Annotated in this window: 16 protein-coding genes and 1 pseudogene; 6 read left to right on the forward strand and 11 right to left on the reverse strand. The window is 61.8% G+C overall.

Features of this window, described 5'->3' with window-relative positions:
• Nucleotides 1–54: 54 nt before the first annotated feature.
• Genes ybeY through miaB form a run of 3 tightly spaced genes read right to left on the reverse strand, consistent with a single transcriptional unit; the run spans nucleotide 55 to nucleotide 2,876 of the window.
• Nucleotides 55–522: an rRNA maturation RNase YbeY gene (gene ybeY / locus BI364_RS12280; RefSeq protein WP_070078991.1), complete on the reverse strand. Its 468-nt coding sequence runs from the start codon at nucleotides 520–522 to the stop codon at nucleotides 55–57.
• Nucleotides 500–1,477: a PhoH family protein gene (locus tag BI364_RS12285; protein WP_070078992.1), complete on the reverse strand. Its 978-nt coding sequence runs from the start codon at nucleotides 1,475–1,477 to the stop codon at nucleotides 500–502. Before BI364_RS12285 ends, ybeY begins: the two co-directional genes overlap by 23 nt.
• A 43-nt stretch (nucleotides 1,478–1,520) precedes the next feature.
• Entirely contained in the window at nucleotides 1,521–2,876 is a 1,356-nt protein-coding gene (miaB, locus tag BI364_RS12290) for a tRNA (N6-isopentenyl adenosine(37)-C2)-methylthiotransferase MiaB (RefSeq protein WP_070078993.1), read from the reverse strand.
• A gap of 126 nt (nucleotides 2,877–3,002) precedes the next feature.
• Here miaB and BI364_RS12295 point away from each other — a divergent pair, with 126 nt between their 5' ends.
• Nucleotides 3,003–3,995: an LOG family protein gene (locus BI364_RS12295; RefSeq protein WP_070078994.1), complete on the forward strand. Its 993-nt coding sequence runs from the start codon at nucleotides 3,003–3,005 to the stop codon at nucleotides 3,993–3,995.
• 90 nt (nucleotides 3,996–4,085) lie between these two features.
• Nucleotides 4,086–4,460: pseudogene (locus BI364_RS19220) on the forward strand (MBL fold metallo-hydrolase); the annotation flags it as partial.
• Nucleotides 4,461–4,656: 196 nt separating this feature from the next.
• Here the strand turns inward: BI364_RS19220 and BI364_RS18735 are convergent.
• Nucleotides 4,657–5,001, reverse strand: a complete 345-nt coding sequence (locus BI364_RS18735; RefSeq protein WP_156782744.1) for a hypothetical protein — start codon at nucleotides 4,999–5,001, stop codon at nucleotides 4,657–4,659.
• A 406-nt stretch (nucleotides 5,002–5,407) separates the two neighbouring features.
• On the opposite strand from BI364_RS18735, the gene BI364_RS18740 reads away from it, so the two are divergent.
• Nucleotides 5,408–5,884: a LysM peptidoglycan-binding domain-containing protein gene (locus BI364_RS18740; protein WP_083251375.1), complete on the forward strand. Its 477-nt coding sequence runs from the start codon at nucleotides 5,408–5,410 to the stop codon at nucleotides 5,882–5,884.
• Between the two features lie 180 nt (nucleotides 5,885–6,064).
• Here BI364_RS18740 and BI364_RS12315 read toward each other — a convergent pair whose 3' ends face one another.
• On the reverse strand, nucleotides 6,065–6,511 hold the full coding sequence (locus BI364_RS12315) for a hypothetical protein (RefSeq protein ID WP_156782745.1): 447 nt from the start codon (nucleotides 6,509–6,511) through the stop codon (nucleotides 6,065–6,067).
• A gap of 177 nt (nucleotides 6,512–6,688) precedes the next feature.
• Here BI364_RS12315 and BI364_RS12320 point away from each other — a divergent pair, with 177 nt between their 5' ends.
• The 3 genes from BI364_RS12320 (at nucleotide 6,689) to BI364_RS12325 (ending at nucleotide 8,444) form a co-directional block, all read left to right on the forward strand.
• On the forward strand, nucleotides 6,689–6,997 hold the full coding sequence (locus BI364_RS12320) for a hypothetical protein (RefSeq protein WP_070078997.1): 309 nt from the start codon (nucleotides 6,689–6,691) through the stop codon (nucleotides 6,995–6,997).
• A 62-nt stretch (nucleotides 6,998–7,059) separates the two neighbouring features.
• Nucleotides 7,060–7,209, forward strand: a complete 150-nt coding sequence (locus BI364_RS17980; protein WP_156782746.1) for a ribbon-helix-helix protein, CopG family — start codon at nucleotides 7,060–7,062, stop codon at nucleotides 7,207–7,209.
• Nucleotides 7,206–8,444 carry an RNA-guided endonuclease InsQ/TnpB family protein gene (locus BI364_RS12325; RefSeq protein WP_070078998.1) on the forward strand — a complete coding sequence of 413 codons (1,239 nt, stop codon included), beginning with the start codon at nucleotides 7,206–7,208 and terminating at the stop codon, nucleotides 8,442–8,444. The genes BI364_RS17980 and BI364_RS12325 overlap by 4 nt, the downstream gene beginning before the upstream one ends.
• A gap of 239 nt (nucleotides 8,445–8,683) precedes the next feature.
• On the opposite strand, the gene BI364_RS12330 is transcribed toward BI364_RS12325, so the two are convergent.
• The 6 genes from BI364_RS12330 to galE all read right to left on the reverse strand — a co-directional run bounded on the left by BI364_RS12330 (nucleotide 8,684) and on the right by galE (nucleotide 14,289).
• Nucleotides 8,684–9,040, reverse strand: coding sequence for a hypothetical protein (locus BI364_RS12330; protein WP_207644991.1), 357 nt, complete (start codon nucleotides 9,038–9,040; stop codon nucleotides 8,684–8,686).
• 315 nt (nucleotides 9,041–9,355) lie between these two features.
• Nucleotides 9,356–9,775, reverse strand: a complete 420-nt coding sequence (locus BI364_RS12335) for a type II toxin-antitoxin system VapC family toxin (protein ID WP_070079000.1) — start codon at nucleotides 9,773–9,775, stop codon at nucleotides 9,356–9,358.
• Complete coding sequence (locus BI364_RS12340; RefSeq protein ID WP_070080060.1) at nucleotides 9,772–10,026, reverse strand: FitA-like ribbon-helix-helix domain-containing protein; 255 nt, start codon at nucleotides 10,024–10,026, stop codon at nucleotides 9,772–9,774. The genes BI364_RS12335 and BI364_RS12340 overlap by 4 nt, the downstream gene beginning before the upstream one ends.
• Nucleotides 10,027–10,480: 454 nt before the next feature.
• Complete coding sequence (locus tag BI364_RS12345; RefSeq protein WP_070079001.1) at nucleotides 10,481–11,647, reverse strand: MFS transporter; 1,167 nt, start codon at nucleotides 11,645–11,647, stop codon at nucleotides 10,481–10,483.
• Between the two features lie 141 nt (nucleotides 11,648–11,788).
• A complete protein-coding gene (locus tag BI364_RS12350) occupies nucleotides 11,789–13,180 on the reverse strand; it encodes an O-antigen ligase family protein (RefSeq protein WP_070079002.1) in 1,392 nt (463 codons plus the stop codon).
• A 131-nt stretch (nucleotides 13,181–13,311) separates the two neighbouring features.
• Nucleotides 13,312–14,289 carry a UDP-glucose 4-epimerase GalE gene (gene galE / locus BI364_RS12355; RefSeq protein WP_070079003.1) on the reverse strand — a complete coding sequence of 326 codons (978 nt, stop codon included), beginning with the start codon at nucleotides 14,287–14,289 and terminating at the stop codon, nucleotides 13,312–13,314.
• Nucleotides 14,290–14,343: the final 54 nt, after the last annotated feature.

Consider the following 14,343-nt stretch of genomic DNA (forward strand, 5'->3'; position numbering starts at 1 on the left):
AGTCGCCGCGGTGCTAGGGGACCGAAAAATAAAGACGTCGCGCCGGCCAGTCCCTTATTCGTATGGATTGTCATAGCCTAACTGCCGGAGAATTTCGATTTCAAGCGACTCCATACGCGTCGCCTCATCGTCGGATTCGTGGTCGTGCCCCTGCAGATGTAATAGACCGTGAATCACCATGTGCGCGTGGTGCGCCTCGATCGACTTACCCTGAGCTTCGGCCTCGGCCTCGACCACCGGCACACAGATCACCAGATCGCCAAGGTGCGAATCATCCACACCGGGCGGCAGCTCGAAGGGGAAAGACAAGACATTGGTCGGCTTGTCGCGTCCACGATACGTGCAGTTGAGCGCACGCGATTCTTCCGCATCCACGTAACGCAGCAACAACGAACGCCCCGGCACACACATCGCGGCCTCAGCCCAGGTCTGCAAACAGTCATCGCTCGGCCCACCCGCCGTGATCGCCCGCTGCACCTCGATTTCGACCCGTGCCACCCTAACTCTGCTCGAAGCTGGCATAGGCCCGTACGATGCGCTGCACCAGTGGATGACGGACCACGTCGCTGGCATTGAAGAAGGTAAAACTCACACCATCAACCGACTTGAGCACCTCGATGGCCTGACGCAATCCCGATTCCACGTTGCGCGGCAGATCCACCTGCGTCACGTCACCGGTCACCACCGCGGTCGTGCCGAAACCAATGCGGGTCAGAAACATTTTCATCTGCTCGACGGTCGTGTTCTGTGCCTCATCAAGGATCACAAAGGCTTCGTTGAGCGTACGCCCGCGCATGAAGGCCAAGGGCGCTATTTCGATAATATTGCGTTCGAGCAGCTTGACCACCCGCTCGGGCCCAAGCATCTCGTAGAGGGCATCGTAGATCGGACGCAAATAGGGGTCGACCTTCTGCGTGAGGTCGCCGGGCAGGAAGCCCAGACGCTCACCCGCCTCCACGGCCGGGCGCACCAGTACCAGTCGACGTACCGCATCGCGCTCCAACGCATCCACCGCGCTGGCCACGGCCAGATAGGTTTTGCCGGTGCCCGCGGGCCCAATGCCGAAGGTCAGATCATTCGTTTGTATCTGATGCAGATAGCGCGCCTGCCGCGGGCCCCGGGCACGGATCAAGCCTCTGCGCGTGCGCAACTCGACCGACTGGATATCCGCCGTTTCCTCTGGCGGCAGTGCCTCCGCACCACATTCCTGCAGACACAAATGCACCCTCTCCGGCGTGATGTCCTCCGTGCCGGTACTCTCGTAGAGCGCGCGCAGCACCCGCGCGGAGACTTCAAGGGCCGCAGGTTCCTGCCCTATCAGAGAAAAGTGACCACCCCGATTATTGACCTCGACGCCGAGGCGGCGCTCGATCAATCTCAGGTGTTCGTCGAATTGTCCGCAGAGGTTGGCTAGCCGGGTGGTGCTGGCAGGTTCTAGCGTCAGATTGAGCGTTGCAGGGTGGGCGACGGCCGTCATTGTGGCCGATCCGCCTCGTCGTGAAGTCGCTGCTTGCGCGCGCTCATGCCCACGCCACCTCGGCCGGTGCCGCCGTATCGGCCAGAACGCCGCGCAATGAATTAGGTAATACCTCAGTAACGCGCACCTCGGCGAACTGACCGATCAGCGCCGGGTCACCCTGGAAGTTGATCACCCGATTGTTCTCCGTGCGCGCGGCCAGCCAGTTTGGATCCTTGCGTGACGGTCCGGTTACCAGCGCCGTCTGCACCGTGCCGATCATGGCCCTGCTGATCACAGCCGCCATTTCGTTAATGCGCGTCTGCAGACGCGAGAGGCGCGCCTTCTTGACCGTCATCGACACGTTGTCCTCATAGGCCGCAGCCGGCGTGCCGGGGCGCGCGCTGTAGATGAAACTGAAAGACTGGTCAAAACCAACGTCCTCGATCAGCTGCATCATTTCCTCGAAGTCCTCGTCGGTTTCGCCCGGAAAACCCACGATGAAGTCCGACGACAGGCACAAATCGGGTCTGACCTTGCGCAATCGGCGGATTTTGGCTTTGTATTCGAGAGCGGTATGACCACGCTTCATCGCCGCCAGAATACGATCGGAACCATGCTGTACCGGTAGATGCAGATGGCTAACCAGCTGTGGCACCTCGGCGTAGACCTGGATCAGCGAGTCGCTGAATTCGACCGGGTGCGAAGTGGTGTAGCGAATGCGGTCGATACCCTCAATGGCGGCGACGTACTGGATCAACAAGGCGAGATCGGCGATCTCGCCGTCCACCATCGGGCCCCGATAGGCATTCACGTTCTGCCCCAGCAGATTAACCTCGCGCACGCCCTGCGCGGCCAGCAACGCAACCTCCGCGATCACATCGTCGAAGGGCCGGCTCACTTCCTCACCGCGGGTATAGGGCACCACGCAATAGGTGCAGTACTTGCTGCAACCTTCCATGATCGACACGAAGGCGGTCGGTCCCTCGGCACGCGGCTCGGGCAGATGGTCGAATTTCTCGATCTCGGGGAAGCTGATATCGACCACCGGCGCGCGCTCTCGGCACACTGAAGCGACCATCTCGGGCAGTCGATGCAGTGTTTGTGGGCCGAACACGATATCCACGAAGGGCGCCCGCTCACGCAGCGCCTCGCCTTCCTGACTGGCAACACAGCCGCCGACGCCGATGATCAGATCCGGGCGCTGCAACTTCAGCTCGCGCCACCTGCCGAGCAGGGAAAACACCTTTTCCTGTGCCTTTTCGCGGATCGAGCAGGTATTGACCAGCAGGATGTCGGCCTCTTCCGCCGTGGTGGCGGCCCGCGCACCCCGAGCTTCGCGCAGCACGTCCAGCATCTTGCTGGAATCGTACTCGTTCATCTGACAACCCTGGGTCTGGACGTAAACCTTTTCGTGCATGGGGCGGCGACCGCTGGAAACGCAATGGAAAGGCGCATTCTATCAGAACTTAACGCCACGGCGCGCTTGCCACAGCACCGCCGTAGCACTAGATTTTCATTACACCCAACAGGGATATGACTCGCCATGACGGCACCCGACAAACCCACCCACACCGACAGCGGCGGACACATCCCCTCACCCGCCAACCCGCTGCAACGTCACGAACCACTACCTTGGCACCACCCCAAGCCACCGGAAGAAGACCCGGATGCGCCCGAACGGGTGCGGCGAATTCTGGCCAACGCCAGCTATCGCGAAGCCATCGAAGACAGTGATTTCCTACGCGACGACCAAACCCGCGGACCGCGCCTGCAGCTCGACTACCTCAAACCGGAGCTGACCTTGCGCGACCACGGCATCGAGCACACTGTCGTCGCCTTCGGCAGCACGCGCCTGGTCGAACCCTCCGCCGCCCAAGCTCATGTCGACACCCTGCGCGCACAGGTCGCGGAACACCCCGACCATGCTCCGGCCCGGCGACAATTGGCTACCGCCGAACGCATTCTTGCCAAGAGCCGCTATTACGACGTCGCGCGCGAATTTAGCGCCATCGCCAGCCAAGCCGGGCGTCATGCCCATGGTGGACGACTGGTGGTCATGACCGGCGGCGGACCCGGCATCATGGAAGCCGCCAACCGTGGCGCGCACGATACCGGTGCCGAATCCGTAGGACTGAACATCCGTCTGCCGCACGAACAGTATCCCAATCCCTACATCACGCCCGCCTTATGCTTCCGCTTTCACTACTTCGCGATGCGCAAACTGCATTTCCTGTTGCGTGCTCGCGCCCTGGTCGCCTTCCCGGGCGGCTTCGGCACGCTCGACGAACTCTTCGGTACGCTGACTCTGGTGCAGACCCGCAGCATCGCGCCGGTGCCCATCGTCCTGGTCGGCGAGTCTTACTGGCGGCGCGCGATCGACTTTGCCTATCTCGCCGACGAAGGCGTCATTGACCCGGAAGACATGGAGCTATTCTGGTATGCGGAAAGCGCGCAGGAAATCTGGGACGGCATCCTCGCGTGGTACGAGGCCGCAGGTAAACCGCTGATCGAGCAAGCCGACACCCACGCCGAGTGAGTTGCCTCACCTTCACGGGAGAACCACCTGCGTGCCGGGGTCGAGGACGGCCGCCTGCCCGACTCGCCACCCATATTTCTGGACTCGCCGATGGCCATCTCCGCCACCGAAATCTTCCGGCGCCACCCAGAATGCTACGATGCCGATGCCCTGGCGCTGCTCGCCGGCGGCCAGGACCTCTTCGCCGCGCCCAATTTGCGCTTTACCCGCGAAGCCCCACAATCGATGGCCTTGAACCAGATACACGGCGGCGGCGTGATCATGGCGGAATCCGGCATGTGTACCGGCGGCCGGGTACGCCACCACCTGCGCCACCATCTCTGGCGCACCGACAGCAGCGTAATCTTCGTGGGTTATGCGGCGCGAGGCATGCCCGCCCGACGAATCATCGACGGGGCGGACAGCCTGCACCTGTTTGGCGAAGATATCCCGATACGCGCACGCATCCATACCATCGGCGGATTCTCCGCGCATGCCGATCAGGCCGAGCTGCTGGCCTGGCATATGCGCACCGGATCACCCGAACTAACCTTCCTGCCTGGTCCACGGCGAACCCGAAGCGATGAGCGCCTTCGCCGACAAACTACCGCCCGCTGCGCGCGTGGAGCAACCGCGCCTGCACGCTGGCTTCGCGCTCTGAGCGCTAGGCGACGATTCCGGCTCAATCGCGATGTCCGTCACCGCCATAACCATATCCGTAGTCGCGGCCATCATCACCCCGGCGGTATCTATCGCCGCGATGATGTTCGCGCCACTCGTGACGTCGCCAAGCCCGCCTCGCCTCACGGTGGCGCCAGTCACCGCGATATCCGGGATGATACTCATCCACCCGTATGGGTGGCCGCACGACGACAACCGGCGGCGGCGCGATCCAGGCGCGCACCGGCCCCATATTCAGGCCGAACCACATGCCGCCATCGTTGTCAGCACGCGCCACGAGGCTACTGCTCATCAGCAAGACGCCGACACCCAGAGCCAAAACCGTCTTTTGTATTTGATTAGGCATTTCCATTTCCTCCCGGCAACCTTGCTCGCGACTGTATATACCGATACGGCGCATCGAATTCACCACCGTTGAACACAGTTTCTGCGGTCATGCATGAACACTGGCTGAATCGATGAAACGCGGCGCAACCCTAGCCTGGAGCCAACGGCATTCGCCACTGTCGGCAACTGGCGACAGTGTTCGCGCGAGGGAACTTCCGGCACAATACGCGTTCTAATTGTCCGGTCTGCTTGGTCAACGCGCCAGGCAGGCGAGACAGGGGGAAATCGATAAGGGACCCGTCGATCGGCGGTCCCGGCGTGAATGATCTGGACTTGCGATCAGTCTTGCACGAACATATCGCAACCCTTCTGAATCGTATCCGGCATCACCACCGGCATTCATCACACCTCAAGGAGAAAAAAGGATGAAAGTCAATGCCATACGCGGTTCAGCGGCGTCAGTGGCGCTCATCTCCCTGGCCCTGCTAGGGGGTTGTGCCACTACCGCCCAAACCGCTGCGCCCGCGCCCGTTGCGCCGCCCGCCCCCGTCGCCAAGCCCACACCGCCTCCGCCGCCTCCGGCACCGGTCAAGCCCACCCAAATGACGTCATACACCGTCATGAAGGGCGACAACCTGTGGCACATCGCTGGGATGCAGGATGTCTATTCCAATCCCTACGAATGGCCGCTGATCTATAAGGCCAATGCAGGCAAGATCAAGGACCCTGACCTGATCTTCCCCGGCGAAAACCTGACGATCAATCAGGATGCAAGCACGATGGAAATCGATGCGGCGATCTACCACGCCAAACGTCGTGGCGCCTGGAAGCTCGGACACCCGACCTCCAGCGATCTGAAGTATCTCAAGGAAAGCGCGGCCTCGTTCCTGAAGGCCAAATAAGCGTTCCACCCGCGCCGCCGGCCCACATGGGCTGGCGGCCGGTTGACACAGCAGCTTCACGGTCTTCCTTTCGAGTCAAATCGAGTCAAATTTTGTCAAACTTTTCAGCCGCTTAAATCCCCCCTCCAGTGCTACAATCCGCCACGGGCCACATGCAAATACCTCGGGTCACAAGCGGGCTCACAGCACCTCAGGCAGGGATGAGCGATGAACAGAATCCTCATGACACGCGCACTGCTCGCCAGCACAGTCCTCCTCGCAGGACTGATGACCGCCACGGCTGTCAAAGCCGATCGCGGTGACTGGCACGGCGACTACAGACACTTCGACCGCGGCGACCGCTGGTACCACGACGACCACGACGGTCGGTTCGGCTGGTGGTGGACGCAGGCCCGAGGCTGTGGTATTTCCAGACTCGCCCCGCCTGGCCGTACGCCTACCCCCGTTATCGCTACGAGTACCCATATGAATATCCGTATGAATATCCGTACGGGTACTCGTATGAATATCCGAACCCACCCGTCGTGGTAGTACCACCATCGCAACCTGCAGCCCCGCCGCCACCGCCACCGCCACCGCCACCGCCACCGCAGCAATACTGGTACTACTGCGAAGGCGCCAAGGCATATTACCCCTATGTAAGCACCTGTCCGGGCGGCTGGCGTAAAGTCCCCGTCACGCCACCCGCCGTCGATCACAGGTGAACGTGCCCATGAACGACTCCCGTCTCTTCTGCTCGCCGTCGTCGCGACCGGGCTGCTGGGCGGTTGCGCCACCCTGCCGCAAACGCCCACCGTCGCGGTCATGCCCGGACCGGGTAAGCCCTTCGATCAGTTCCAGCGCGACGACCTCGTATGTCGCCAATACGCCCGCCAACAGGTCGGCGTGGACCCCAATGCGGTCGCCCAACAACAGGTGGTGTCGGGCGCTGCGGTAGGCGGCGCCCTAGACCTTCTCGGCGGCCTGATCATGGGCGGCGACGACCCCGGCTTGACGCGTTCCATGACGGGTGCGGGACTGCTAATGGGTTCCGCGATGGGCGCCGGCGCCGCCCAGCAAAGCGGCATGACCCGATGCGCGACAAGCCCCGTCGTTCAGGGCTGGGAAGGATAGCGCTGGCGGCGTAGCCGCCTGTTGTTCTTGCGGTCTTGAGCAGTGTGGCCTTATGCCATACCATGAGCGACATGAAGACCCACGTCAGTTATCGCCTATCTGAAGAAGCCCTTCGGTTGTTGAAGCGCCTGGCCGCGGCCAAAGGGATCAGTATGGCGTCGGTTCTGGAGATCGCGATCCGAGAAGCTGCTAAAAAGGAATCGCTGCGTTGAACCGCCGCCAAGCCTTCAAGTACGCACTCATGCCGACCGGCGAACAGCAGCGCCAGATGCGCCGCTTCTCGGGTGCGTGCCGGTTCGTGTTCAACGAGGCACTGGAACTGCAAAAGCGTCGCTACGCGAGCGGCGAGTCGGGTCTCGGCTACGCCGGACTGTGCAAGGCGCTCACCGGTTGGCGCAATGGCGCCTCGCTGCCCTCCGGGCGCGGGGCGCCCTGGCTTGCCGATGCGCCCGTTCACCCGTTACAGCAATCGCTCAAGGACCTGGGTCGCGCCTACGCCAATTTCTTCGCCAAGCGTGCCGACTTCCCGCGCTTCAAGAAGAAAGGCCAGCACGACAGCTTCCGCTACCCCGACCCGAAGCAGCTCAAGCTCGATCAGGGCAACAGCCGCCTCTTCCTACCCAAGCTTGGCTGGCTGCGTTACCGCAACAGCCGGGACGTGCTCGGCACGGTGAAGAACATCACCGTCAGCCAGTCGTGCGGTCAGTGGTTCGTGTCGATCCAGACCGAGCGCGAGGTCGCGCAGCCCATCCCGCAAGGCGATGCGATCGGCATCGACATGGGTATTACGCGCTTTGCCACGCTCTCGGACAGTTCGTTCTACGCGCCACTCAATAGCTTCAAGCACCACCAGGCTGGGCTGCGCAAGGCGCAACAAGCCCTGAGCCGCAAAACCAAGTTCAGCAACCACTGGAAGCGGGCGCGAGCCCGCGTCCAGCGCATTCACGCCCGCATCGGCAATGTCCGCCGCGACTACCTGCACAAAGCCACGACCACGATCAGCCAAAACCACGCGCTCGTGTTCGTCGAAGACCTGCGGGTACGGAATCTGTCCAAGTCGGCGTCCGGCACCACCGAGAACCCTGGGAAAAACGTTCGCGCCAAGTCTGGCCTGAACAAGGCCATCCTTGATCAGGGCTGGTTCGAGTTCCGGCGTCAGCTGGACTACAAACTGGCGTGGCAGGGTGGCTGGCTAGTCGCCGTACCACCGCAGAACACCAGCCGCACCTGCCCGTGCTGCGGCCATGTCTCGGCGGACAACCGGCAGACACAGGCGCAATTTCGCTGCGTTGAATGCGGCTTCGAGGAAAACGCCGATGTGGTCGGCGCGATCAACGTACTAAGGGCGGGACACGCCCGGTTCGCCTGTGAAGTGAGCGGTGCAACAATGCCGCCAGCAGCAGGAACCCACCGAAGCGACTCAGGGGTGGCTCAATGCCGCGCCTGAGCGCCGTAGGAATCTCCGCCCTTCCCGCGCAAGCGGTGGCCGCAGGCCAAGGGCGGGGAGGATGTCAAGCTGCAAAGACGTTACAACGTCGCCTATATGCAATGCATGTACGCCAAGGGCAATGCCGTACCCGGATTTCCGGCCCCCCGCTACACGCCACCTCCGCCACCCGGCTATCCACCTCCGCCACCTCCGCCCCCCGGCGCGAGGTAAGGTCGCAACGTGGAAAGGCGGCGACGTCAGGACGCGGGCTGACGGGCGAACACCTCGCTCATCCCACCGCCCGCCAGTTCATGGGAGATTTCCTTACCATTATCGCTGACCGTATAAGTCTCAGCGCGAATCACCGTGGGCGTAGTCTTGAGCCACACCATCACCTGATTGCCCTTGATGTCGTAATGATCCACCGCCGTGCGGCTCTTCTGCCCGTCCTGGGTAACAATCATCGCCGACGACGTGAATTCGAGCGTCATCCCCTTGCTGAACGGCGCCGCAAGCCCACCCAGCACCGAACCCAGGTCGCCCCCGCCCGAATACCGCTCGAAGGTCCATCGACCTAATAACGGGTTGTTCAGCGAACAGCCCGTCAACAGCAAGGCCCCCAGAATCCCCAACACCCATATTCCGCGATACCACGCCCGCATCCGATTCTCCGTTCATGTCGGGGGACTCCCCAGATCGCTGATTTTACATGCACCGCCGACGCGGCCGAAATGAACTAGGGTCCGTTCACACTATTGGGCAACTGGCTTTTCGTGGCTCGCTAGGCGCCGCAAGCGTGGTGCAGCCTGTTACATAAGCGAGCGGCAACACCGCGAGACGCGAAAAGCGGCCGGCCCTACGGGTGCGACTGAAAAGCCACCACTCGGCGTTGTAAGGCGTTTACCCAAAGTGTTGCGAAACGTCTCTTCTCAAATAACCCAAGGATTAAGAACTTCCACCCCTGCTGCCTGAAAGGGGCCCGTATCTCGCGTGGCCACGACAAAACTGTTGGCTGCTGCGATAGCAGCGATAAAGCCGTCAGGTGCAGCAATGGCGATTCCCGCCATTTTTGTCTTCGTCATCAACTCAGCATAAGCTTGCGTGCAACTCATATCGAAGGGCAGCACACGCCCGACGAAGAGGGGCAAGACCTGCTTTTCCAGGTGCGCTTTCAATCCATCCCGACGTTTACCCGAAGGGAGGAGCGCAACACCCATGCGCAACTCTGCCACCGTGATGGCAGAAAGACAGAGAGTTTCCAGCGGCTGTGCGTCGAGCCACTCTATGATTCGTGGTTCCGGATCACGACGCAGAGGTTCTGAGACCACGTTGGTATCGAGCAGAATCATTCAAAGCTCAAGATCTGTGCTGGTGTCTGATCACGCACCTGCTCGATAATGGCGAATTCCGAGTCGCTCAGTCTTGCCTCCCGCCCGATACCAGCCAGTAACGAGCCTAATTTCACCCGTCCTTCCGGCTTCACGGCTTGCTCAAGGATCTCGCGAATTTCCGCCTCAGCGCTTCGGCCATGTTGGGCGGCCCGCACGCGCAATGCGCGGCGCACCTCTTCAGGCACATTTCTAACCGTTATGGATGACATGATAGCAACACCTCTCTTCGACATCATTGATGACATTTTACTAATTTGCAATCATGCTCACAACAACACTTTAGATAAACAGCTTGTCGGCGTTGCTCGTCGCTTATTTGGAATAACCAAACGGCACTCCTCGCGTCTTGATCGGCGGCTTTTCAGTCACAACAGCATGCCGCCCAATAGTGTGAACAGACCCTAGCCCCTGACGGATCGAGCTTGTGCAATTTGCGACAAAGCGTCGTACGGCTAATCCCGAGCGGTATACCCCCGGAACCAAGTAGCGCTGCCACTTAGAGTCCAATCACCTCATCCCATGGCATGAGGCCATGAACGGAGGGACATCGACAGGAAGGCTCTCATAGCCTCCGATTCCTCGCCCACTCGCGCGCGCTGAATCTGCGCGCCTTGCACACCCCTCAGGTCACTCAGTGGGACATCCGCACCACCGTAGCCGCGTTCACGACGCCCGGCGCCTCAGTCCCGCCCGCATTCCCCAAAGCCCCAGCAACGGCCCCGGCACCAGTAGCCAGATCACCGCCGTGCCCAGCGAAGCCCATAGCTGGGTCGTCAGCTCAATGGCCAGCACCGTGAGCATGAAACCCAGACTGTTCATGATCGCCAACGCGCTGCCCATCGCATCGCCAGACACCTCCCCCGCCGCAAGCGCAGAGAACTGTGGCGAATCCGCCGCCACGGCCATACCCCAGACCGCGAGCACGAGCCAGACCGACCACAACGGCGCGGCGCCCAATACCGGGTAGGCCACGCAAACCGCGCCCGAGATCGCAAGCGCGCCCGCGGCCACCCGCGCACTGCCGAGAGACCGGCTCAGATAGCCGCCGGCCACGCAGCCCACGCCGCCCAGCGCAATGAACGCGAACGACAGCATCGCCGTGGTCTGCGGTATCCAATGCGCCCTCGCCACCAGCGGCGCGATCAGCAATGGCGCCAGCGTCCATACCGCGTACAGCTCCCACATATGGCCGAAATATCCCCAGGCCGCCGCGCGAAAACCAGGACTTGCGAAGGCGCGGAAGACGCCGCCCCAGTTCATGCGCCCAGGTGCCGGATGGTGGGGACCGTCACCCAGCCAGAGGATCGCAAGCCCGGCCAGCAAGGCCAACGCAGACGAAATCCAGACGACCGTATGCCACTCCAGCGAGGCGCCCAGCGCATGCACCAAATGCGGAAAGCCGGTGCCCAGCGCCAGCATACCCACCAGCCAGCCGAGGACCATGCCCTTTTTTTCCGGTGCCCAGCTGACCACCAGCTTCATGCCCAATGGGTAGATGCCGGCCAGCGCCAACCCGGTGACGAAACGAAAGGGCAGCCCACTGGCCACCGAATGCCCCCAGCCGGCGAACCCCGCATTGGCAATCGCACCGATCAGCGTCGACAGAAAGAAGATGCGACTCGCCCGGTAGCGATCCGCCAGACCGGACAGCGCGAACAGCAACGTGCCGGCGATAAAGCCCAGCTGTACCGCGCTGGTCAGATACCCCAAGCCCTCAGCGCCAATACCCCAGGCACGTTCGAGTTGATCGGCCACCCCATTGGCGGAAAACCACAGCGACGTGCCGCAGAATTGGGCAACAACGATGGTGACGAGCGGGAAACGTTTCATAAGGAATGCTTCCGATCGGCCGAGGAAGCCCCTAGACCGGGTGCTTTGCGCCTCGCCACCGGTATCGACCGATGTAGAGGAACGGGCGCGACGCAACCCGACACGCACCGGGGAAACTCAAGCCGCCCCGGCCACACGGTTTCAGGCTTGTCCGCTCGCGGCAGGCTGCGTTTGCTGCTCCAGCACGCTCCAGGTCAGCAGGAGTCCGGACATGAACATGAACATCTCCCACATGTGATCGCGCATGATGCTATCGACCAGACTGCGGGTGAAATAATCGAACACGACCATGCCCAGCGCTGCCGCCGCTGCAAGCCGGTGGCGCGACACCCCCGTCCACGCCCGGCGGAAAAGGGTGCCAATGAAGATCAGCCACAACACCAATCCCGGCAACCCGACGCCGTCGGTGAAATCAAGAATGCCGCTGTGGCTGTGATTCCCGCGCGCCAGGTCGGTGTGGTAGATCGCATCCACGCCATAGCCGAAGGCCTGCCCCTGAAAGCCCACACCCAAGGGATAGCGCCAAATGACATGCAGCCCCTCCTTGGCCCAGGCGATACGCTGGTAGTTTGAGACATCCACCGTTTGACCATTCGGAAACTTGGGTAATCCGCCGGTAAGCCACTCGCGGTTATGCGCCGTGTCCAGGGCGATCGGCACCGTGGCGATCAGTGTTTTCCAGCGCTGTTGGTGGCTCAGCGTATAGCCCACGAAGCCGATGCCCAGGATACCGACCAGCGCCGCGACGATTAGCTCGCGCTGCCTGCGAGCCGGCGGCGACTGGCTGATCAGCACACCAATGCTGAGCAAGGTCATCAGACCCAACAATACGGTACCGTTGCGCATGTCCTCGATATAGGAAGAAAACAGGCCGCCGGCGAACAACAACGCGATCAAAGGGTAACCCAGTCCCAGCAAGCCTTGCCGCCCCAGGCGTTTCATGATGATCTCGGCGAACAACAACGCCAGGTACATATTCGTGAGGTAATTGGCCTTATCGGGTGCCGCACCCGTCCATGAGAAGAAATCCGTACCCTCCAGCCCGCCGAAGCGACGCATCAGCTCGCCATGTTGAAGCCAGTGGATCAGGTCGACGACCACGATGAACCAGACATTCACCGCCAGCACGGCGAACAGCAGGCGCAACAGGGTCTGCCGATGATTCGGCAGGAGGCGCGCCGCCGACACGCCAATGAAAAATACAATCAGGTTGAGCAACCAGCGTCCACGAATCTCGTCCAAGACCTTGTCAGGCGCCAACGCCCAGCCGAAGACCTGGATCAGCATCCAGACCGTCAGCAGTCCGAACACCCACCACACCACGCGCGGCACCTCAACGGGCCAACGGGCTCCACGCGGCAGCCGCCTGATGCCGACGACAACCCAGACCAGAGCGGAAAACAACAGGGCGTTGCGCAGGGCGATGGTGCCCTGAATCGGCCAGATGAACATCACCGCGGTCAGCAGCGAAAGTCCCGTCCAGACATAGGGGCGGGTCGATATCCGCTCATGGTTCAGGGGCGTACTCGTCATGCATTGTCTCGTAGATAGAAGAGGGTATGAACCACCACCGGCAAGGGCGCGACCACATCGGTCGCCGGCATGCCTGGCAGGCATGCCGGGTAAGACCACACACGCGTGGAATTATTTCATCGATTGGAAAATCATTGATTGGCGAACTTGCGTTCCCAGCGCCAGGCATCGGCCACGATACGATCCAGATCGTCGTAGGCCGGCGTCCAGCCCAGCTCCCGGCGAATGCGCGTATTGTCGGCCACCAGGGCCGGCGGATCGCCGGCGCGACGCGGCGCTTCGTCGACGCGAAATTCAACGCCACTCACCCGACGCACCGCATCCGCCACCTCGCGCACGCTGTAGCCGCGCCCGTACCCACAGTTGAGCACTGCCGAGGCGCCCCCGCCGGCAAGATAGTCGAGCGCGGCAAGGTGTGCGCGCGCCAGATCCTCGATATGGATGTAATCGCGAATGCAGGTACCGTCCGGCGTCGGGTAGTCCGTGCCAAAAATCTGCAGGCGCTCGCGCTGGCCCAGAGCGGCCTGACAAGCCACCTTGATCAGGTGCGTGGCATCCGGCGTCGCCTGCCCGATGCGCGCCTCGGGGTCCGCGCCTGCCACATTGAAATAGCGCAGCGCCACATAGCTCGGCCCGCCCGCCACGCCCAGATCCATGAGCATGCGTTCGCTCATCATCTTGGATGCGCCATAGGGGTTGATCGGCACCAATGGTGCACTTTCATCAACCATCGACTGCTCCGGCATGCCGTAGACCGCCGCCGTCGAGGAAAACACGAAATGCGGCACGCCGAAGCGTTGTACGCGTTCAAGCAGACCCAACGTGTTGCGCGTGTTGTTGGCGTAATACTTGAGCGGCTCGGCCACCGATTCTGGCACCACGATAAAGGCTGCAAAATGCAGCACCGCGTCGAATCGATGGGCCTCGAATACTGCATCCAGCCGCTCACCGTCGGCCAGATCGCCCTCGACCAGGGTGCCGGACAATATTGCCCAGCGATGCCCGGTGGAAAGGTTGTCGTAGACCACCACCTCATGTCCGGCCTCGCCAAGCTGACGTACCACATGCGAGCCGATATAGCCCGCCCCACCGGTGACCAATATTTTCACGCAACCTCCTGGATTTGATGGTGGATACGCCGGACGCTCTCGTCGACGCTGGAC

It is taken from the genome of Acidihalobacter yilgarnensis (assembly GCF_001753245.1).
Taxonomy (GTDB): domain Bacteria; phylum Pseudomonadota; class Gammaproteobacteria; order DSM-5130; family Acidihalobacteraceae; genus Acidihalobacter; species Acidihalobacter yilgarnensis.

Excerpts from the sequence above, each read along its gene's own strand:
- BI364_RS12295 (WP_070078994.1), top strand. The coding sequence starts at position 3,003 with ATGACGGCACCCGACAAACCCACCCACACCGACAGCGGCGGACACATC.
- miaB (WP_070078993.1), bottom strand. The coding sequence starts at position 2,876 with ATGCACGAAAAGGTTTACGTCCAGACCCAGGGTTGTCAGATGAACGAG.
- BI364_RS12345 (WP_070079001.1), bottom strand. The coding sequence starts at position 11,647 with ATGAAACGTTTCCCGCTCGTCACCATCGTTGTTGCCCAATTCTGCGGC.
- BI364_RS12320 (WP_070078997.1), top strand. The coding sequence starts at position 6,689 with ATGCCCGGACCGGGTAAGCCCTTCGATCAGTTCCAGCGCGACGACCTC.
- BI364_RS12285 (WP_070078992.1), bottom strand. The coding sequence starts at position 1,477 with ATGACGGCCGTCGCCCACCCTGCAACGCTCAATCTGACGCTAGAACCT.
- BI364_RS12315 (WP_156782745.1), bottom strand. The coding sequence starts at position 6,511 with ATGCCTTGGCGCCTTCGCAGTAGTACCAGTATTGCTGCGGTGGCGGTG.
- BI364_RS18740 (WP_083251375.1), top strand. The coding sequence starts at position 5,408 with ATGAAAGTCAATGCCATACGCGGTTCAGCGGCGTCAGTGGCGCTCATC.
- BI364_RS12335 (WP_070079000.1), bottom strand. The coding sequence starts at position 9,775 with ATGATTCTGCTCGATACCAACGTGGTCTCAGAACCTCTGCGTCGTGAT.
- ybeY (WP_070078991.1), bottom strand. The coding sequence starts at position 522 with ATGCCAGCTTCGAGCAGAGTTAGGGTGGCACGGGTCGAAATCGAGGTG.
- BI364_RS17980 (WP_156782746.1), top strand. The coding sequence starts at position 7,060 with ATGAGCGACATGAAGACCCACGTCAGTTATCGCCTATCTGAAGAAGCC.
- BI364_RS12340 (WP_070080060.1), bottom strand. The coding sequence starts at position 10,026 with ATGTCATCCATAACGGTTAGAAATGTGCCTGAAGAGGTGCGCCGCGCA.
- BI364_RS18735 (WP_156782744.1), bottom strand. The coding sequence starts at position 5,001 with ATGCCTAATCAAATACAAAAGACGGTTTTGGCTCTGGGTGTCGGCGTC.
- BI364_RS12350 (WP_070079002.1), bottom strand. The coding sequence starts at position 13,180 with ATGACGAGTACGCCCCTGAACCATGAGCGGATATCGACCCGCCCCTAT.